The organism is Frigoribacterium sp. 2355 (assembly GCF_054060695.1).
On record NZ_JBSSDL010000008.1, the window covers coordinates 14,097 to 33,173 of the forward strand.

Here is a 19,077-nt window from a genome sequence, read left to right on the forward strand (position 1 = left end):
GCAACACAGCTTGCCAGCCCGCTGACCCAGGTCGCAGGATCGGGTCAGGAGGTCACACCATGAACCAGAACACCCACCCGGTCGGCGCCGTCCACAACGTCGTCGTGATCGGCGGCGGTCCCGCCGGACTCAGCGGCGCCCTGTCGCTCGTCCGCGCCCGCCGCACCGTGCTCGTCGTCGACGACGACCGGCCCCGCAACGCTCCCGCCGAGGGCGTCCACGCGTTCCTCACCCACGACGGCGTCGCCCCGCGCGAGCTCACCCGCCTCGGTCGCGCCGAGGTCGGGGCGTACGGAGGCGCGATCACGTCGGGCACCGTGACCCGCGTCCGCCGCGACGACGACCCCGTCGCCCCCTTCGTCGTGACCGTCACCGGCAGGGGCGGTGACGCGTCCGAGGTGCGCGCCCGGCGCCTCCTGGTGACGTCCGGCCTCGTCGACGAGCTGCCCGCCGTCGACGGCCTCGCCGAGCGCTGGGGCCGCGACGCCGTGCACTGCCCGTACTGCCACGGCTGGGAGGTGCAGGACCGCGTGATCGGCGTGCTGGCCACGAGCCCGTTCGCGATGCACCAGGCCCTGCTCTTCGGGCAGTGGAGCCGCGAGATCGTCCTGTTCACCAACGCCTCGTTCACCCCCGACGACGAGCAGGCCGAGCAGTTGCGGGCCCGCGGGGTCACCGTGGTCGACGGCCCGGTCGCGCGCCTCCGGGTCGAGGACGACGCCCTCACCGGCGTGACGCTCGACGACGGTCGCACGGTCGACGTCGGCGCCCTGGCCGTCATGGCCCGGGTGCGCTCGAGGGCGGACTTCCTCGCCGACCTCGGACTCGAGGCGACCGAGCACCCCGCCGGCGTCGGCACCCACCTCGCCACGATCGAGCCGCTCACCGGCCGATCGTCCGTGCCGGGGGTCTGGCTCGCCGGCAACGTCACCGAGCCGATGGCGCAGGTCGTCGCGGCGGCCGCGGCGGGCACGATGGCCGGTGCAGCGATCAACATGGACCTGGTGACGGACGAGGTCGCGGCGGCCGTCGCCGCCCTGCGCACCGGGGAGAGGATCGACGCATGAGCGAGGCGGAGCGAGGGCAGCAGCAGCACCACCACGAGCTCGAGCAGGAGCAGAGGCAGGAGCGACACGGGAACGGGCACGCCCACCCCGTCTTCGGCCGTGACTACTGGGAGGACCGCTACGGGCAGCCCGGCCGCGCCTGGAGCGGACGCCCCAACGCCGCCCTCGTCGCCGAGGTCGCCCAGCTGGCGCCCGGTCGCGCACTCGACGTCGGCAGCGGCGAGGGCGGCGACGCCCTCTGGCTCGCCTCGCGGGGCTGGCGGGTCACGGGCGTCGACATCTCGCAGAACGCCCTCGACAAGGCGGCCGCGCTCGCCCGCGAGCAGGAAGACGTCGACCCGGCCCACCTCACCTGGCAGCAGGCGGACCTGACGGAGTGGAGCCCGACCCGCGCCTCCTTCGACCTCGTCACGGCGCACTTCATGCACCTGCCGCCCACCGACCGCGAGCGGCTGTTCCCGGCACTGGCCGACGGCGTGGCACCGGGCGGCACCCTGCTGATCGTCGGCCACGACGTCGACGCCCTGCCGGGCGGCGCCGGGAAGCACGGCGACCCGGGCATGCTCTTCACCGTCGGCGAGGTGGTCGGCAGGCTCTCCCCCGACTCGTGGCGGGTCGACGTCGCCGAGGTGCGCCCGCGTGACATGACGGGCCCCGACGGGGAGGTCTGGCACGTGGCCGACGTGGTCGTCCGCGCCACGCGCCGGGACGGCTGAGGTCGGCGCCGCCCGGGCGGCACGCGGACGCGGCCGCACGCAGGACGGGCGGGTCCGTCCGGCACGGGCGTCCTGAGACGCCCGCCCGGTACGGACCCGCCCGTCCTCGGCGGGGTCGGCCCGCTACAGCGCGCTGAACTTCAGGCGCAGCTGGTGGGCGCCCGGACGCAGCACGTGCCGCGACGCGACGTCCGGCCCGCACGCCCGCGACCCGACGCCGTGCTGGGCGGCGTCGAGGTACAGGTGGGTGCGCTCACTCGCGGGCAGCTCGTGCGGGTGCTCGGCCACGCCGATCTGCTGGGCCGTGTGGCGGCTCAGCGTGAAGCCGGGTCGTCCACCCGTGGCGCTCGGCACCGCCTCGACGCGCAGCCACGGCCGACCGGCGGGGCCGAGGTCGAGCGTGCGCAGGTCGCTGCGGTGCCCCGTCTCCTGTGGGCGGGCGTACCCGGCCGACAGGTCGTCGATGCCCGACTCGTAGCGTCCGACGAACGCCGAGTGACGGCTGTCGGGGTAGGACTCGCGCGGACCGGTGCCGAACCACGAGGCGTGGTCGACGTCGCCCGGCAGGTCGAAGCGCACGCCGACGCGGGGCCAGACCATGTCCCACCACCCCGTCGGGACGATGTCGACCGACAGCCAGAGGTCGTCACCGACGAGCTGCCACTGCTCGTCGGTCGTCACGGCGTTGCGCGTGTCGGCCGCGGCGTAGCGCGTCCGCACCCGGACCGAGTCCGGCGCGACGCTCACCGACTCGACGCGCGCGGTGAGCCGGTCGAGCCCGGCGAGCAGCCAGGTGTCCTGCGAGCTGGGCAGCACGCCGACCTCGTACAGGTCGACGCGGTGGCGGTTGCGCATCACGTCGCGGTCGCGGTCCTTCGGCGTCAGCCACTCGCCGCGGTCGTTGTCGGTCGGCGCGCGCCACAGCTCGAGACGGGCGCCGTCGACCGGCCGTCCGGCCAGCGAGACCAGCCGCCCGTCGTAGAAGACGGCCGGACCGAGCTCGACGCGCCCCGAGGAGGCGCGGGCCACGCGGTCGCGCACGTCACCCACGACCGCGGGGCGAGGTGTCGCGATCCGCACCGGTGCCGGCGTGAGGTCGAGCTGCTGGGTCGAGAGCACGTGACCCGCGTCCGCCCACACGGTGGCGTCGGCGAGCTCGGCGGTGACCGTGAACCACGTCTCGCCGGTGCCCGACACGGGCACCTCGGGCAGCGGGACGACGACCGTCTCGTGGGCGGCCAGGGCGCCGCCGTCGAGGCCGACCACGTCGAGCGTGCCCGAGCGCACCTCCTCGCCGTCGTGTGACGCGACCCAGCGGAAGACCACGTCGGAGGCGCTCGCCGAGTGCCGCAGGTTCGACACGACGAGCCCCGGTCGACCGTCGACGGTGGGCGTCTCGAAGCGCAGGCGGATCGGGGCAACGACCTGGGCCCACTCGTAGAGGCCCGGTGACGGGGTGTCGTCGCTCAGCACCATGCCGTCCATGACGAAGTTGCCGTCGTGGACGACCTCGCCGAAGTCGCCGCCGTAGCCGAAGTACTCGACGCCGTCGGCCGTGTGCGTGCGCAGGCCGTGGTCGCGCCACTCCCAGACGAAGCCGCCGTGCAGGCGCGGGTACGCGTCGACCAGGTCCTCGTACTCGTCGATCGCGCCGGGGCCGTTGCCCATCGCGTGGACGTACTCGCAGAGCAGGAACGGCTTGGAGCGCTGACGCGCGGCCTCGGCCGGCGTGCAGCCCAGCAGCGGGACGGACTCGTCGCCCGACCCGATGGCGCGCGTCTCGTCGATCCACGAGTACATGCGCGAGTAGACGTCGGTGTAGGCGCCCGTGTAGTCGCCCTCGTAGTGCACGGGACGGCCCCCGTCACGGGCGTGGGTCCACGCCGCCATCGCCGCGAGGTTGTGGCCCGTTCCCGCCTCGTTGCCGAGCGACCAGAGGACGATGCTCGGGTGGTTCTTGTCGCGCTCGACCGTGCGCACCATGCGGTCGACGTAGGCGTCGTGCCAGTCCGGGTCGTCGCTGGGGTTGCCGATCCACTCCTGGCGTTCGAAGGCGTGGGTCTCGAGGTCGCACTCGAGGACGACCCAGAAGCCCAGCTCGTCGGCGAGGTCGAGGAGGCGCGGGTGCGGCGGGTAGTGCGACGTGCGGATCGCGTTCACGTTGAACCGCTTCATCTGGGCGAGGTCGCGGCGCGACCACTCCTCGTCGAAGACGCGGCCACGGTCGGGGTGGGTCTCGTGGCGGTTGACGCCGTGGAACACGACGCGGCGGCCGTTGACCTCGAACTGGTCGCCCACGATGCGGACCGTGCGGAAGCCGAGGCGCAGCGAGACGGTCTCGGCGCCGCCCGCGCTCGAGACGGTCGCGTCGTAGAGGCGCGGGGTCTCGGCGGACCACGGCTCGACCGCGTCGAGCGCGACGGGCGCGACGTCGGCCGGGGTGGCCCAGGTCACCTCGACGCCGAGCTGGGGCACCGAGAGGGTGACCGGGTAGGCGGCCACGCCGGCGGTGATCTCGGGGACGATCGCCGCGCCTCCTTCGCCCTGACCGGCCGTGCCGTGGAACGGCGTCTGCAGCCAGACGTCGTCGAGGCCGCCGACCGGGCGGGCCTGCAGCGTGACGCTGCGGAAGATGCCGGGCAGCCACCACTGGTCCTGATCTTCGACGTAGCTCGACGCCGACCACTGGTGCACGCGCACCGCGATCACGTTCTCGCCCGGGTGCAGGGCGTCGGTGACGTCGAACTCCTGGGCGAGGCGGCTGCCGACGCCCATGCCGATCTCGACGCCGTTCAGCCACACCACGTAGCGCGACTCGACGCCGTCGAACCGCAGCAGCACGCGCTCGGCGCCGTCGAAGGACGACGGCAGCTCGAACGTCCGGCGGTGGTCGCCGGTCGGGTTCGCGTCGGGCACGAAGGGCGGCTCGGTCGGGAACGGGAACTGCACGTTGGTGTAGATCGGGGCGCCGCGCGAACCATCACCGCCGAGCACCCAGTGCGACGGCACCTCGATCTCGCCCCAGGACGACTCGTCGAGGTCGACCGCGCCGACGCCGTCGACGGGCTCGCCCTCGGGCAGCACGCCGCGGCCGCCCAGCGTGCCGGGGGCGCCGGGCAGCAGACGGAACGACCAGGTGCCGTCGAGGGACAGCGTCGGGGCGTCGGTGTGCACCCACGACCGCGCCGGTGTGCGGGCACCCTGACCCGGGCCGGTGTCGGTGAGGTAGTCGGCGGAGACGGTGGACGGTGTGGTGCTGGGGGTCACTTGACGCTTCCTTCGGTGAGGCCGCCGCGCCAGAAGCGCTGGAGGACGACCATGGCGATGACCAGCGGGATGATCGACAGCAGCACGCCGCCGGTCGTCAGCTGGTAGAACTCGGGCAGGCGGTCGGTCTGGCTGAGCCAGTTGTTGAGGCCGAGCGTGACGGGGAACTTGTCCACGTCGCTCAGCATGACCAGGGGCAGGAAGTAGTTGTTCCAGATGCCCACGAGCTGGAACAGGAACACCGTGACGAGCGCCGGGGTGAGGATGCGCAGTCCCAGGGTGTGGAAGATGCGCAGCTCGCTGGCGCCGTCGAGGCGGGCGGCCTCCATGAGCGACGTGTCGACCGTGGCCTGCGCGTAGATGCGGCAGAGGAACAGGCCGAACGGCGACACGAGCGACGGCAGCAGCACGCTCCAGTAGGTGTTGGCGATGCCCATCTGGCTGAACAGCAGGAAGAGGGGCAGGGCCGTGGCGGTGCCGGGCACGAGCACCCCACCGAGGATCGTGCCGAAGACGACGTTGCGTCCGCGGAACTCGTACTTGGCGAGCGCGTAGCCGCCGGCCGCGGCGAAGTACGTCGCGATCAGGGCTCCCACGCCGGCGTAGAGCACCGAGTTGAGCACCCACCGCACGAAGATGCCGTCGCCGTAGGTCAGCACCTGGCCGAGGTTGTCCCAGAGCGAGAAGGTCGGGGCGAACCAGAAGCCGAACGTGCCGAACAGGTCGGGCGTGGTCTTGGTCGCCGCGACGACGACCCAGTAGACCGGCACCAGGAAGTACAGCGCCACCACGACCAGGACGGCCGTGACGATGATGGTGGACGCCTTCGAGCGTCCGGCCGTGCGGTCGGGGCCGGCGCTCCGGGCACGGCGGCGGGCGGGCTTCTCGGCACCGCGGCCGCGACCCTGTGCCGTCACGATGGACTCGGTCTCGGTGGCGTGCTCGGCGCCCTTCGTCGAGAGGCTCATTTCTGCTTCCTGTTCGTGATGCTGAGGAACGTGATCGACAGCGCGAACGCGACGAGGGCGATCAGCACGGACTGGGCGGCCGCGACGTTGTAGTCGTTGTAGGCGAAGGCCGTGGTGTACGCGCTGAGGTTGGGCGTGTACTGGCTGTCGATCGCCGGCGAGACGCGTTGCAGCACCTGGGCCTCGGCGAACAGCTGCAGGGTGCCGATGATGGAGAAGACGGCGGTGAGCAGCAGGGCCGGACGGATCAGCGGCAGCTGGATGCTGAACGCGACGCGCAACGACGACGCACCGTCGACCTTGGCGGCCTCGTACAGCTCGACCGGGATCGACTTGAGCTGGGCGATGATGATCAGCATGTTGTAGCCGGTGTAGCTCCAGGTCACGATGTTCGCGATCGACCACAGCACGGTGTTCGCCCCGAGGAAGTCGGGGGTGACGCCGAAGACCTCGCCGATGTCGATGATCGGGCTGAGACCGGGCACGTACAGGAACGACCAGAGGATGGTCGCGATGACGCCGGGCACGCCGTACGGCAGGAAGTACGCGGCGCGGAACACGCCCGGCCACTTCGCCGACGCCGACTCGAGCAGCAGCGCGAGCACCGTGCAGAGGATCAGCATGACCGGCACCTGGACGATGCCGAACAGGAACATGCGGCCGATCGAGGCGACGAAGTTGGGGTCGCCGATGACCTGGGCGTAGTTGTCGAAGCCGGCGAAGCCGCTGCTCACGCCGCCCTCGCCGAACAGGCCGCTGCGGGTGACCTTCGTGAAGCTCGAGAAGAGGGCGATGACGATCGGGATCACGAAGGTCAGGGCGAAGAGCGCCAGGAACGGCGCGAGCAGCACCCAGGGCGCCCGCTTGACGGCGCCCTTCGAGCTGCTGCGGCGGGGACCCGAGGAGGCGCGGGTCGAGTCGGTCGCCGCGTCGGGCCTGGTGTCGGTCGCGGCGCTCATGCGTTCGCCTTCCGGATGGTGAGGCCCTTGTTCTGGAAGACGGCCATGATGTCCTTCTCGGCCTGGGCCACGGCGTCGACGAGCGTGCCGCCCGACGCCTTGCCCCGGAACCCGTCGCTCAGGATGTTGAAGGACTGCTGGGTGATGGGCCACCAGCTCCAGTCCTGGTTCTGCGAGGACTCCTTCGTGGCGGGCACGAAGACCTCCTGGTTGTAGTTCTGACCGCTGAAGAACGGGCTGGGCTGCTCGCGCAGCGAGCCGACGACGTCACGGGCCGGCGACCAACCGATGCCGCAGAACTCGATGAGGGCGTTGATGCCCTCGGGGGTCGTGGTCATCCAGACGGCGAAGTCCAGCGCCTCCTGGGGGTGCTGGCTGTTCGCGAGGATCGCGGCGGTCGAGCCGCCGAGGAAGCTCGACGCGTAGCCGGTCTGCCAGGTGGGCAGCGGGGCGCACTTCCACTTGCCCTCGGCGCCGCTGACGCCCTCGATCAGGGCGTCACCCCACGAGCCGGTCGCGACGGAGGCGATCGTGCCCGCGCTGGCGGCCGAGAACCAGGCCGGCGTGTAGGCGCCGTAGGCGGTCGTGACGATGCCGTCGTCGATCGCCTTGTCGAAGAACCGGGCGACGGTCAGGGTCGCCTCGTCGGTCATGTCGATGACCCAGCCGTCGTCCTCGGCGCGCAGCCACGAGGCTCCGGCCTGGGTGGCGTAGGCGGCGAACAGCGAGGCGTCGGCGAGGGGGAAGGAGTCCATCAGCACGCCGGCCCCCTTGAGCTCGGTGCCGACCGCGGCCCATTCGTCCCACGTGGCGGGGACGCCGGCGCCGACCGTGTCGAAGACGGCGGGCTGGTAGAACATGCCCATCGGGCCGCTGTCCTGCGGGATCGCGTAGACGCCGTCGGTGTAGCTGACCTGGTTCCACAGCGTGGGGTCGTAGAGGTCGGCGTACTGGTCGGCGCCGTAGCGCTTGAGGTCGACGACGCCGTTGGCGAGGAGGAACTCGGGCAGCGAGCGCAGCTCGACCTGGGCGATGTCGGGCCCGGCCCCCGCGGCGAGCGCCGAGTACAGCTTCTGGTATCCGCCCGCGTTGCCGCCGGGGATGAAGACGGTCTCGACCTGGACGCGCGACTGGCTCTTGTTGTACAGGGCGGTGACCTGGTCGAGGCCCTTGAGCCAGGCCCAGTACTGGAGCTTGACCGGGCCGTCGGCCGCGGGGATGGTCGGCAGGGAGTTCACGGAGGACGTCCCGGGCGTGGCGCAGCCGGCGAGCATGGCAGTGGCGCCGGCGGTCACCCCCAGGCCGAGCAACTGCCGTCGGGAAATCGGGCTCATGTTCATCTCACTTCGTCGTGGGGCCGTGGCGTCAGCGACGCTAACACAAATTCGAGTGGTCGCTCGAATTTCACGGGCGAGGTGTCCGGGAGGTCGTAGAGTGGCCGATCATGACGACGACCGGCTCGACGACGAGCGACCCAGGAGGCGCGCCCGCGGGTGGTGCCGACGGTTCTCGTCCCACGCGTCGCGGCCCGTACGCGAAGTCGGCCGAACGCCGGCTCGCGATCGTCGAGGCGGCCTTCGAGGTGTTCTCGACCAAGGGCTACGTAGGCGGGTCGCTCCGTGACGTGGCGGACGTCGTCGGCATGAGCCAGACGAGCTTGCTGCACTACTTCCCGTCGAAGAGCGCGCTGCTGCTCGCGGTGCTCGAACGTCGCGACACGGTCTCGGACCGTTCGGCCGAGCCTCCCGACCGAGGTGACCTGATCGGGACCGTCCTCGGGCAGGCGCGACACAACGAGACGGTGCCCGGGCTCATCGCGCTCTACGCGGTGCTGGCGGGCGAGGCGGTCACGACCGGCAACCCCGGCAGCGACTACGTGCGACAGCGCTTCGAGCGTCTGCGTGCCGAGTACGGCGACGCCCTGCGAGCGCTGGAGGCGCGGGGTCGGTTGCGCCCCGGGGTCGACCCCGACCGGGCGGCGTCCGGGCTCGTGGCCCTGTGGGACGGCATCCAGCTGCAGTGGCTGCTCGACCCGGACCGCATCGACGTGGTGCAGCAGTTGCGGGACCACCTCGACCTGTTGGTCCTGCCCGACGACGCGGTCGGCGGGGCATGAGCCGACTACTCGCCGTCCCGGGTGGCGGGACCGACCGGGTCCCCGTGCCCGTCCGCTGGTACGAGCCGTGGCCGGTGTCGACGGGTTCGCCCGGGCCGACGCTGCTGTGGCTGCACGGCGGTGGGTTCTTCCGCGGGGGGCTCGACCAGCCGGAGGCGCACGACGTGGCGCGGTCGCTCGCCGCACGCGGGGTGAGGGTCGCCACGGTGGACTACCGCCTCGCGCCTCCTCCGGGTCTCGGTCTCGTGGCCGGGCGGCTGATGCCGTCGCGCAGCCGGTACCCGGGGGCACTCGACGACGTGGTGACGGCCTACGGCGAGGTGGCCGACCGGTCGCCCGAGGGCGTCATCGTCGGAGGCGCGAGCGCGGGGGCGTGCCTCGCCGCGGCGGCCACCCTCCGCACGATCGACGAGGGTCGCACTCCGGTCGGCGCCGTCTTCGCCTACGGCTTCTTCCACCCGGCGCATCCCCCGATGGCGGAGGCACGCCACCGGTCGGGCGGACACCGGGGACTCAGCCACGCGAGGTGGGCGCTCGACGTGATGAACCGCAACTACGCCGGCTCGCCGACCGCGCTGGCCGACCGTCTCGCCTTCCCCGGAGGTCACGACCTCTCGGGATTCCCCCGGACGCTCGTGGTGGCCGCCGAGCGCGACAACATGCGCGCCTCGGGCGACGTGTTCGCCGGGGAGCTCGCCGACGCGGGGGTCGACGTGCGGCACCACGCCCTGCCGGGCACCCGCCATGCCTTCTTGAACCGGCCCCGGCTGGCCGAGTACGCCCACACCGTCTCGCTCGTCGCGGAGTGGACCCGCGGCGGCTGACCTGCCCGGTCCTCGGGAAGGCAGCCCGCGCCTCCTCGGGGTCGCCGTCAGCGGAAGTCGCCGACCTGACGATCGACGGGCACGGTGCGGTCGACGACGACGTCACCGGTGTGGGCCGTCGTGGTGGTCTCGATCAGCACGATCTCGACCTCGTCGTCGGCCACGGGGTTGTGCGGCACCCCCCGCGGCACGACGTGGAACTGCCCGGGGGTGAGCACCACCTCGCGGTCGTCGGGGAGCTGGATGCGCAAGGTGCCCGAGACGACGAGGAACATCTCGTCCTCGGCGTCGTGCGCATGCCAGACGAGCTCGCCGAGCAGCTTCGCGACCTTCACGTACTGGTCGTTCACCTGCCCGACCACCCGCGGCGTCCAGTGCTCGGTCACCTGTCGGAGTTCGGCCGCGACGTCGATTCCCTGGAGTGCAGTCATGGGGCCATCCTCCCCGTACCGGGCCCCTCGCGGACGCCGGGGAGGGATGACAGCATGGAGGATGACCTCGAATCCCCCGCCCCCGACGGGCCGCACCACGTGGCGCGTCCTCCTCGCCGTCGCCGTGACGATCGCCGCGGCCTCGATCGTCCTGATCGTCCTCGATCCGGGGAAGTCGGGGTCGTACTTCACGCTGATCGGCATGCTCTGCCTGATCTGGCTGAGCGTCACCAACCTTCGACGACTGCGGTAGATCGGGTCAGAACACGGCCACCGTCATGCCGGCGGAGGTCGCCGGTCGGTCCATGGCTGTCACGGCGTCGGGCAGGTCGTCGAAGGCGATGATCCGACCGATGGACTCCTGCGGACGCAGTCGGCCCGCGACGACGTCGTCGAGCATCGCGGCGTACTCGCCCACCGAGATGCCGTGACTACCCAACAGTTCGAGTTCGTCGGCGATCACCCGCCCCATCGGGATCACCGGGGCGGCCTCGTCGTCGAGCAGCAGGCCCACCTGGACGTGTCGACCCCGCGGACGGAGGGACGCGACGGACGCCGCGGACGTCACCCGGCTGCCGAACGCGTCGAGGGCGACGTCGGCGCCTCCCCCGGTGAGGGCTCGGACCCGGTCGACGGCAAGGTCGTCCATGGGGACGGTCTCGGCACCCAGGTCGGCCGCCCGTTCGAGGGCGGCGGGCGAGATGTCCGACGCGACGACGTGAGCACCGGCGGCCACCGCCACGGCGACCGCCGAGAGACCCACTCCGCCGCAGCCGAAGACGGCGACCCACTCACCCGCCCGGACGCGGGCCCGGGCGTGCAGGGCGTGGTACGCCGTGCCGAAGCGGCAGCCGAGCGCCGCCGCCTCGACGAAGCCGACCTCGTCCGGCAGGGCGATGACGTTCACGTCGGCGTGCGGGACGACCAGCGACTCGGCGTACGAGCCGGGAAGGGTGAAGCCGGGCTGCTGCTGACGCGAGCAGACCTGGGTGGCACCGGCACGGCACTCGTCGCACGTGCCGCAGGCGAAGACGAACGGGGCGGTCACGCGGGTGCCGACGGCGACCCGGGCGACGTCGGCACCCACCGCCGTCACCACGCCCGCGAACTCGTGGCCCGGCACGTGGGGAAGGCGCACCGAGTCGTCGTGACCCTTCCAGGCGTGCCAGTCGCTCCGGCACACCCCCGTGGCCGCGACGCGGACCACGACGCCGTGGGCGGGCGGCACGGGTGCCGGCAGGTCGACGATGGTCGGGATCGACCCGAACTGGTCGTACTGGACGGCGCGCATCCCCCGATCCTGACACGAGCGGGCGGACCGGACGCTCCCCGCCGCGGACGGCGACGGCCCACACCGGGTAGGAACGGTGCATGAGCCTCGCATCCACCCTCCTCCGCCTGACCGTCGGCGGCTTCTTCGTCGGCCACGGACTCCAGAAGCTGACCGGCGCCTTCGACGGTCCCGGACTCGCCGGCACCGAGCAGATGATGGCCGGCACGGGGATGCACCCCGCCGCCCGCAACGCCCGTCTGGTCGCGGTCACCGAGACCGCCGGCGGTGCCGCCCTCGCCCTCGGCGCGGCGACCCCGCTCGCCGCCGCCGGCATCGTCGGCACGATGGTCACCGCCGTCCGCAAGGTGCACCTCTCCAAGGGCCCGTGGGTGACCGAGGGCGGCTACGAGTACAACGCCGTCCTGATCGCCGCCGCCGCCGCCCTGGCCTCGGGCCCCGGCGGGCCGTCGGTCGACCAGCTCTTCGGCAAGAAGTCGTGGGGTGCCGGCGGAACGGTCTTCGCGCTCGTCGCCGGCGTCGTCGCCTCGTTCGTGGCGGTCGAGCTGGGCAAGCGGGCCACTCCCCCGGCCGAGCCGGGCTCGGACTCCTCGGCGGGCTGACCCGCCTCCCTCGTCTCGTCCCCAGGGCGCGACCCCCGACGTCGGGTGGTCGCGCCCTCCGTCCGTCAGGTGGGTGACGGTGGCCTCTGCGAGCATGGGGCCATGACACCGACGAGCACCGCGACCGACATCGACGCCGAGGCACTCGACCTGCTGCGGGCGCTCACCGGGCGCGACGACGCCGTCTTCCACGACGGGCAGCTCGAGGCCATCCGGGCGCTCGTCGCCGACCGTCGTCGAGCCCTCGTCGTCCAGCGCACCGGCTGGGGCAAGTCGGCGGTGTACTTCATCGCCACCCTGCTGCTGCGTCGACGCGGCACCGGCCCGACGCTGCTCGTCTCCCCCCTGCTCGCCCTCATGCGCGACCAGGTCGCCGCCGCCGCCCGGGCCGGGGTCCGGGCCGTCGCGGTCAACTCGGCGAACGCCCACGAGTGGTCCGACGTCCAGCAGCAGCTCGTCGACGACGAGATCGACGTGCTGCTCGTCTCCCCCGAACGACTCAACAACCCGCGGTTCCGCGACGAGCAGCTGCCCGTCCTCATCGCCCGGCTCGGCATGCTCGTCGTCGACGAGGCGCACTGCATCTCCGACTGGGGCCACGACTTCCGGCCCGACTACCGTCGCCTCGCCGACCTCATCCGCACCCTGCCCACGAACGTGCCCGTCCTGGCCACGACGGCCACGGCCAACGCCCGCGTCGTGGCCGACGTCGCCGAGCAACTCGCCGTGGGGCCGGGCGACGAGGTGCTGACGATCCGGGGGTCGCTGGCACGCGCCTCCCTGCGTCTCGGGGTGCTGCAGCTGCCGACCTCGCGCGACCGACTCGGCTGGCTGCTCAGCCACCTCGCCGACCTGCCCGGCAGCGGCATCATCTACACGCTCACGATCTCGGCCGCCGACGACACCGCCCGCCTGCTGCGCGAGGCCGGGCACGACGTGCGGTCGTACTCGGGGCGCACCGACCCCGAAGAACGCGAACAGCTCGAACAGCGCCTCAAGGGCAACGACCTCAAGGCACTGGTCGCCACGAGCGCCCTCGGCATGGGCTTCGACAAACCCGACCTCGGCTTCGTCATCCACCTCGGCGCGCCGTCGTCGCCCGTCGCGTACTACCAGCAGATCGGCCGAGCGGGTCGCGCCACCGACAACGCCGACGTGCTGCTGCTGCCCGGCACCGAGGACGCCGAGATCTGGCAGTACTTCGCCACGGCCTCGATGCCCTCCGAGGCGCGGGCGGCGGCCGTGCTGGCCGAGCTGGGCGAGACGCCGCTGTCGACGCCCGCCCTCGAGGCGCGGGTCGACGTCAAGCGCACCCCGCTCGAACTGATGCTCAAGGTGCTCGACGTCGACGGTGCCGTCCGCCGGGTCCAGGGCGGCTGGGTCAGCACGGGCGAGCCCTGGGTCTACGACGCCGAACGCTACGACCGCATCGCCGCGGCCCGGGTCGCCGAGCAAGAGTCGATGCTCGCGTTCGAGCGCGGCGAGACCTGCCGCATGCAGATGTTGCAGGTCGACCTCGACGATCCCGCCGCCGAGCCCTGCGGACGGTGCGACGTCTGCGCGGGCACCTGGTACCCGACCGACATCGCCGGCGAGGCGGCGACCTCGGCCGCGAGCACCCTCGACCGGGTCGGCGTCGAGATCGACCCCCGGGCCCAGTGGCCCACGGGCGCCGACCGGGCCGGGGTCGCCGTCAAGGGCAAGATCCCCGAGGGCGAACGGGTCGAGCCGGGTCGGGCGCTCGCCCGACTGACCGACCTGGGGTGGGGCAACACCCTCCGCGAGGTCTTCGCGGCGAACGCCCCCGACGCTTCCCTGTCGAAGCACCTGCTCGACGGGGTCGTGCGCGTCCTGAAGGAGTGGCCGTGGGCCGAACGGCCGGTGGGGGTCGTGGCGATGCCGTCGACGTCACGGCCGCAGCTCGTCGGGTCGCTGGCCGAAGCGATCAGCACCGTCGGGCGGTTGCCGCTGCTCGGCACGCTCGGCAGCGCCCGCCCCTCGGCCGGCCGCGGCCAGGGCGGCAACAGCGTCTACCGTCTGGCCGACGTCTGGCAGTCCTTCGAGGTCGGCCCCGAGTTGGCCGCCGCCCTCGCCGACGTGTCCGGGCCGGTGCTGCTCGTCGACGACCTGGTCGACAGCCGCTGGACGATCACGGTGGCCGGACGCGACCTGCGCCGCGCCGGGGCCCCCGCCGTGCTGCCCTTCGCCCTCGCGGTGGTCGGCTGAGTCGTCCCCGGCGGGCCACCGCGTCGTCCCCGGCGGGCCACCGCGTCGTCCGACGCGAGACCGCCGGGGCCCGCTCAGCGCTCGAACCGCATGCCGTCCCGGGTCAGGGTGCTGTGCCGCATCAGCCAGACGTCGCGAGGGTAGTTCTGGTGCATCCGCCAGGGTGACCGCGATCCCTGCCGGGGCATCAGGTGCACCCCGCGCGACACGTACCCGCTCGTCAGGTCGATCAGCGGGCTCGTCGGTCCCGGCCGCTCCGGCGCGATCGGCACGGCCGACCGGTACCCGTGACGGTCGGCGTGACGCAGCAGCCGGGCGACGTAGTGCACGACGAGGTCGATCTTCAGCGTCCACGACGCGTTCGTGTAGCCGATGGCGAACGCCAGGTTCGGCACCCCCGAGAGCATGAACCCCTTGTAGGTCAGGCGGGTCGCCGGGTCGACCTCCACCCCGTCGACCGACAACCGCATGCCGCCGAACAGCAACAGGTTGAGCCCGGTCGCCGTGACGACGACGTCCGCGGGCAGCTCGTGCGCCCGCTGGCCGTCGCGACCGGCCACCCGGATGCCTTCGGCCGTGAACGAGTCGATGTCGTCGGTCACGACCGACGCCGACCCCGAGCGCAGCGCCCGGAACAGCGCGCCGTCCGGGGTGATGCAGAGGCGCTGGTCCCACGGGTCGTAGCTCGGCTGGAAGTGCCGGTCGACGTCGAAGTCGTCCGGCAGGCGCCGCGCCACCTGCGCCCGGAGGAACGCCTTCATCTTCTCGGGAGAACGTCGGCTCGTCTGGAAGCTGAGCAGCGCCATGCCGATGCTGCGCCACCGGATCAGCCGGTCGTCGACGGCCTGCGGCAGCAGCCGACGCCAGGCGCGGGGCTCCTTCCGTCGCGAGGGAAGGGACAGCACGTAGGTCGGCGAACGTTGCAGCATGGTGACCTGCTCGGCGCTCTCGGCGAGGGCGGGCACCAGGGTCACCGCCGTCGCCCCCGATCCGATCACGACGACGCGCTTGCCGCTCACGTCGAGGTCCTCCGGCCAGTGCTGGGGGTGCACGACGCGTCCGGCGAACGAGTCCTGCCCCGGGAACGCGGGCGACCAGCCCTCGTCGTAGCGGTAGTAGCCGGAACAGACGAACAAGAACGAGCACGTGATCGTGATCGTGACGCGACGAGCCGCCGGGGCGGCACCCGCGCCTCCTGCGCTCGGCTCCTCGCCGGCGGCGGACGACGCGTCCGCTGCCACCGCGCTCGCGACCTCGATCGTGACGGTCCACCGGGCCTCGGCGGAGGACCAGTCGGCGGCGACCACGCGGTGCCCGAAGCGGATCAGCCCGGCGACGCCCGTCTCGTCGGCCGTGTCACGGACGTACTCCCTGATCGCCTCGCCCGGGGCGATCGCCCGCGCGTCGCGCCAGGGTCGGAACCCGTAGCCGAGGGTGAACATGTCGCTGTCCGACCGGACCCCCGGGTAGCGGAAGAGGTCCCAGGTGCCACCGACCGCAGCACGCGCCTCGACGACGGCCAGGCTGCGACCGGGGAAGTCCCGGCGGAGCTGGGCCGCCACGCCGACCCCGGACAGGCCGGCGCCGACGACGAGCAGGTCGACGTGCTCGACGCCTCCCCCGGCGGGGCGGTCGTCACCACCGGCGGGGCGGTCGTCGCCCTCGCCCGGGACCGAGGAGGCGCGGGTCGCGTCGCTCACGGGACCAGCACGATCCGGATCGGGTCGCCTTCCTTGCGTTCGAGCATCTGCACCGCCCGTTCGGCCTCGGCCAGGGGCACGGTCGCGCTCACCGACCGGGAGAACTCGAGCCTCCCCCGGGCCGTCAGCGCGACGAGCGTCGTGACGTCGGCGGGCTCGGAGCCGTAGTGGCCGAGGACCTGCTGCTGCAGGAAGCTGAACTTCGTGCCGTCGGTGATCGTGATCGGCTGGTCCGACAGGCCGACGAGCGTCAACCGTCCCCGGTAGCCGAGGCAGGCGATGGCCTGCTCGCGAACGGCGGGCACCCCCGCGAAGTCGAAGGCCCGGGCGAGTCCGCGGCCACCGGTCGCCCGGCCGAGTGCCGCGGCGAAGTCCGGGTCGGCGGGATCGAGCGCGAGGTCCGCACCGAACTCGAGCGCCCGGGCCCGGGCACCGGGCAGGGGGTCGACCGCGACGATCGGCGCGGCGCCGAGCAGGGAGAGCAGCTGGACGGCGTGGGCGCCGAGGCCGCCGACGCCCCAGACGCCGACCGCCGTGCCGGGCCGGGTGTCGGCGGTCGTGGTCAGCGCAGCCCAGGGAGTCGACACGGCGTCGGGGATGAAGCAGGCCTGCTCGAACGGGAGGGAGTCCGGGATCGGCACCACCGTGTCGGCGCGGGCCACGGCGAACTCGGCCCACCCGCCGTCGTAGTCGACGCCGCGGGTGAAGACCTGGCCGTCGCGCTCCTCACCGGCCTGCAGCAGCACGCGGTCGCCGACGGCGACGTGCGTGACGCCGTCGCCCACCTGGTCGACCGTGCCGGCCACCTCGTGGCCGAGGGTGACGGTGTCGCCCGGCAGGTGCAGCGGCGTGAGCGACCCCTGGATCAGGTGCACGTCGCTGAGGCAGACGCCGGCGGCGGCGACGGCGATGCGCACCTGCCCCGGGCCGGCGTCGGGGGTGGGCACCTCGGTGACCGAGAAATGGCGGGTGCTGACGTCGAGGCGTCCGGCGAGCATGGTGGCTCCGTCCTGCGGGGCCCGGTCGGTCGGCTCTGACCGTGGGGCGTGACCGCACATCGGGTGCGACGGTACGCCTCCGACACGGATGTTGCACGCTGCACCCGCCGCGGGTCGGCGGGCCGACGGCGAGACCGCGGGACGTCGGCGAGACCCCCGCGCACGCACGGGGGTCTCGGCGACGATCCGGGGTCCGAGGCGGGCCCTACCCGCGACGGGGCTCGTCGTCCGCGGCGGCGTCGGCGAGGTGCTCGTCGGCACGCCGTCCGTCGGTGCCGACCATGGCGTGCAGCGAGCCGGTCGAGATGCGGTCGGGCGAGGTGCCCTCGAGCGAGCCCAGCCCACCCGCGCGACCGTCGAGCAGGCGCGTGGTGGCCGTGCCGGCCGAAGCGGAGTCCGAGCCCGAGCCCGAGCCCGACCCCGAGGAGGCGCCGTGACCGTCCGCGTTCATGGTCGCCTCGTCGAAGGGCGCACGACCCGACAGCACGGTCTCGACGCGGTCCTTGTCGATCTGCTTGGTCCAGGTGCCGACGAGGATCGTCGCGACGGCGTTGCCCGTGAAGTTGGTCAGGGCGCGCGCCTCGGACATGAACCGGTCGATGCCGACGATGACGCCGACGCCGTCGACCAGGTCGGGGCGGTGTGCCTGCAGGCCTCCCGCGAGGGTGGCGATGCCGGCGCCCGTGACGCCGGCGGCACCCTTCGAGGCGATCATCATGAACAGCAGCAGCGAGACCTGCTCACCGACGTCGAGCGGCGTGCCCATGGCGTTGGCGATGAAGAGCGACGCCATGGTCAGGTAGATCGCGGTGCCGTCGAGGTTGAACGAGTAGCCGGTCGGCACCGTGATGCCGACGACGGGCTTCGAGACGCCGAGGTGCTCCATCTTGGCGATGAGGCGGGGCAGGGCGACCTCGCTCGACGAGGTCGAGACGATCAGCAGGTACTCGCGTCCGAGGTACTTCATCACCCGGAAGATGTTGACGCCCGTGACGAGCTTAAGGATCGTGCCGAGCACGACGGCGACGAAGAGGATGCACGTGATGTAGAAGGCGACCATCAGGGTGCCGAGCGCCACGATGGCGGCGACGCCGGTCTCGCCGACCACCGCGGCGATCGCACCGAACGCGCCGATCGGGGCGACCCACATGATCATCGCGAGGATGCGGAACACCAGCACCTGCAGGTTGCGGACGCCCTCGAGGATCGTCGCGCCCCGATCGCCCATGCGCTGCAGGGCGAAGCCGACGAGCAGGGCCACGAACAGCGTCTGCAGGATGGAGCCGCTGGTCAGCGACGACACCAGCGTCTCGGGGATGATGCCGAGCAGGAAGCCCGCGGTGCCACCGGCCTCCTCGGCGGCGGGCGCCTCGTATCCGGTCGAGCCGATCATCAGGCCCTCGCCCGGGTGGATCAGGTTGCCGACCACGAGGCCGATGGCCAGGGCGAAGGTCGACATCGCGATGAAGTAGCCGAGCGCGAGCCCGCCCACCTTGCCGACGGTCGCGGCCTTGGCGATGGAGCCGACGCCGAGCACGATCGTGCAGAAGATCACCGGCGCGATCATCATCGAGATGAGCGACACGAAGGCGGTGCCGATCGGTTTCAGCTGCACGGCGACCTCGGGTGCCGTGAGGCCGACGACGATGCCGGCCGCGACGGCCACGATCACCGCGATGTAGAGCCAGTGCGAGCGGTCGATCCGGCGCCGGGGGCGGACGCCGCCCGTCGTCGTCGTTCCGCCGGGTGTGGGGGTCTGCGGGCCCTTGTGCGTCTTTGCCATGGGGGTCTTCCTCGAGCTCGTGACCGGCGGCGTCGTCGTCGACGGTCGTGCGGGGTTCGTCGCCGCGACTCTCGTCGGTCGCCGGGTGGACGTCGACGTTGTGGTCATACTGGTCGCGCCGGTGGTGCG

16 protein-coding genes are annotated in these 19,077 nt (G+C 72.5%); 7 read left to right on the forward strand and 9 right to left on the reverse strand.

Annotated features, from left to right (window positions below):
* Positions 1–59 precede the first annotated feature (59 nt).
* Positions 60–1,067 carry an NAD(P)/FAD-dependent oxidoreductase gene (locus tag ACVJ1F_RS10775; RefSeq protein WP_456886126.1) on the forward strand — a complete coding sequence of 336 codons (1,008 nt, stop codon included), beginning with the start codon at positions 60–62 and terminating at the stop codon, positions 1,065–1,067.
* Positions 1,064–1,783: a class I SAM-dependent methyltransferase gene (locus tag ACVJ1F_RS10780; protein ID WP_456886127.1), complete on the forward strand. Its 720-nt coding sequence runs from the start codon at positions 1,064–1,066 to the stop codon at positions 1,781–1,783. Before ACVJ1F_RS10775 ends, ACVJ1F_RS10780 begins: the two co-directional genes overlap by 4 nt.
* A 123-nt stretch (positions 1,784–1,906) precedes the next feature.
* Here ACVJ1F_RS10780 and ACVJ1F_RS10785 read toward each other — a convergent pair whose 3' ends face one another.
* Genes ACVJ1F_RS10785 through ACVJ1F_RS10800 form a run of 4 tightly spaced genes read right to left on the reverse strand, consistent with a single transcriptional unit; the run spans position 1,907 to position 8,311 of the window.
* Entirely contained in the window at positions 1,907–5,050 is a 3,144-nt protein-coding gene (locus ACVJ1F_RS10785; RefSeq protein WP_456886129.1) for a glycoside hydrolase family 2 TIM barrel-domain containing protein, read from the reverse strand.
* Entirely contained in the window at positions 5,047–6,018 is a 972-nt protein-coding gene (locus ACVJ1F_RS10790) for a carbohydrate ABC transporter permease (protein ID WP_082059946.1), read from the reverse strand. Before ACVJ1F_RS10790 ends, ACVJ1F_RS10785 begins: the two co-directional genes overlap by 4 nt.
* On the reverse strand, positions 6,015–6,977 hold the full coding sequence (locus ACVJ1F_RS10795; RefSeq protein ID WP_456886131.1) for a carbohydrate ABC transporter permease: 963 nt from the start codon (positions 6,975–6,977) through the stop codon (positions 6,015–6,017). The genes ACVJ1F_RS10790 and ACVJ1F_RS10795 overlap by 4 nt, the downstream gene beginning before the upstream one ends.
* Entirely contained in the window at positions 6,974–8,311 is a 1,338-nt protein-coding gene (locus ACVJ1F_RS10800; RefSeq protein ID WP_456886133.1) for an extracellular solute-binding protein, read from the reverse strand. Before ACVJ1F_RS10800 ends, ACVJ1F_RS10795 begins: the two co-directional genes overlap by 4 nt.
* Before the next feature lie 110 nt (positions 8,312–8,421).
* Here ACVJ1F_RS10800 and ACVJ1F_RS10805 point away from each other — a divergent pair, with 110 nt between their 5' ends.
* On the forward strand, positions 8,422–9,093 hold the full coding sequence (locus ACVJ1F_RS10805; protein WP_456886135.1) for a TetR/AcrR family transcriptional regulator: 672 nt from the start codon (positions 8,422–8,424) through the stop codon (positions 9,091–9,093).
* On the forward strand, positions 9,090–9,917 hold the full coding sequence (locus tag ACVJ1F_RS10810; RefSeq protein WP_456886136.1) for an alpha/beta hydrolase: 828 nt from the start codon (positions 9,090–9,092) through the stop codon (positions 9,915–9,917). Before ACVJ1F_RS10805 ends, ACVJ1F_RS10810 begins: the two co-directional genes overlap by 4 nt.
* Positions 9,918–9,964: 47 nt before the next feature.
* Here the strand turns inward: ACVJ1F_RS10810 and ACVJ1F_RS10815 are convergent, their stop codons facing one another.
* Positions 9,965–10,348 (reverse strand): cupin domain-containing protein, encoded by a 384-nt coding sequence (locus tag ACVJ1F_RS10815; protein WP_173150753.1) that lies wholly within the window; start codon positions 10,346–10,348, stop codon positions 9,965–9,967.
* Between the two features lie 61 nt (positions 10,349–10,409).
* On the opposite strand from ACVJ1F_RS10815, the gene ACVJ1F_RS10820 reads away from it, so the two are divergent.
* Entirely contained in the window at positions 10,410–10,601 is a 192-nt protein-coding gene (locus ACVJ1F_RS10820) for a hypothetical protein (RefSeq protein WP_173150752.1), read from the forward strand.
* Positions 10,602–10,607: 6 nt separating this feature from the next.
* Here ACVJ1F_RS10820 and ACVJ1F_RS10825 read toward each other — a convergent pair whose 3' ends face one another.
* Complete coding sequence (locus ACVJ1F_RS10825; RefSeq protein ID WP_456886139.1) at positions 10,608–11,639, reverse strand: alcohol dehydrogenase catalytic domain-containing protein; 1,032 nt, start codon at positions 11,637–11,639, stop codon at positions 10,608–10,610.
* Positions 11,640–11,719: 80 nt separating this feature from the next.
* Here ACVJ1F_RS10825 and ACVJ1F_RS10830 point away from each other — a divergent pair, with 80 nt between their 5' ends.
* Positions 11,720–12,241 (forward strand): DoxX family protein, encoded by a 522-nt coding sequence (locus ACVJ1F_RS10830; protein WP_056044783.1) that lies wholly within the window; start codon positions 11,720–11,722, stop codon positions 12,239–12,241.
* A 102-nt stretch (positions 12,242–12,343) separates the two neighbouring features.
* Entirely contained in the window at positions 12,344–14,467 is a 2,124-nt protein-coding gene (locus tag ACVJ1F_RS10835) for a RecQ family ATP-dependent DNA helicase (protein WP_456886141.1), read from the forward strand.
* A 74-nt stretch (positions 14,468–14,541) separates the two neighbouring features.
* Here the strand turns inward: ACVJ1F_RS10835 and ACVJ1F_RS10840 are convergent, their stop codons facing one another.
* The 3 genes from ACVJ1F_RS10840 to ACVJ1F_RS10850 all read right to left on the reverse strand — a co-directional run bounded on the left by ACVJ1F_RS10840 (position 14,542) and on the right by ACVJ1F_RS10850 (position 18,948).
* A complete protein-coding gene (locus tag ACVJ1F_RS10840) occupies positions 14,542–16,167 on the reverse strand; it encodes a flavin-containing monooxygenase (RefSeq protein WP_456886143.1) in 1,626 nt (541 codons plus the stop codon).
* A complete protein-coding gene (locus tag ACVJ1F_RS10845; protein ID WP_456886145.1) occupies positions 16,164–17,165 on the reverse strand; it encodes an alcohol dehydrogenase catalytic domain-containing protein in 1,002 nt (333 codons plus the stop codon). Before ACVJ1F_RS10845 ends, ACVJ1F_RS10840 begins: the two co-directional genes overlap by 4 nt.
* Positions 17,166–17,370: 205 nt before the next feature.
* Positions 17,371–18,948, reverse strand: a complete 1,578-nt coding sequence (locus ACVJ1F_RS10850) for a cation:dicarboxylate symporter family transporter (RefSeq protein WP_456886147.1) — start codon at positions 18,946–18,948, stop codon at positions 17,371–17,373.
* Positions 18,949–19,077 lie beyond the last annotated feature (129 nt).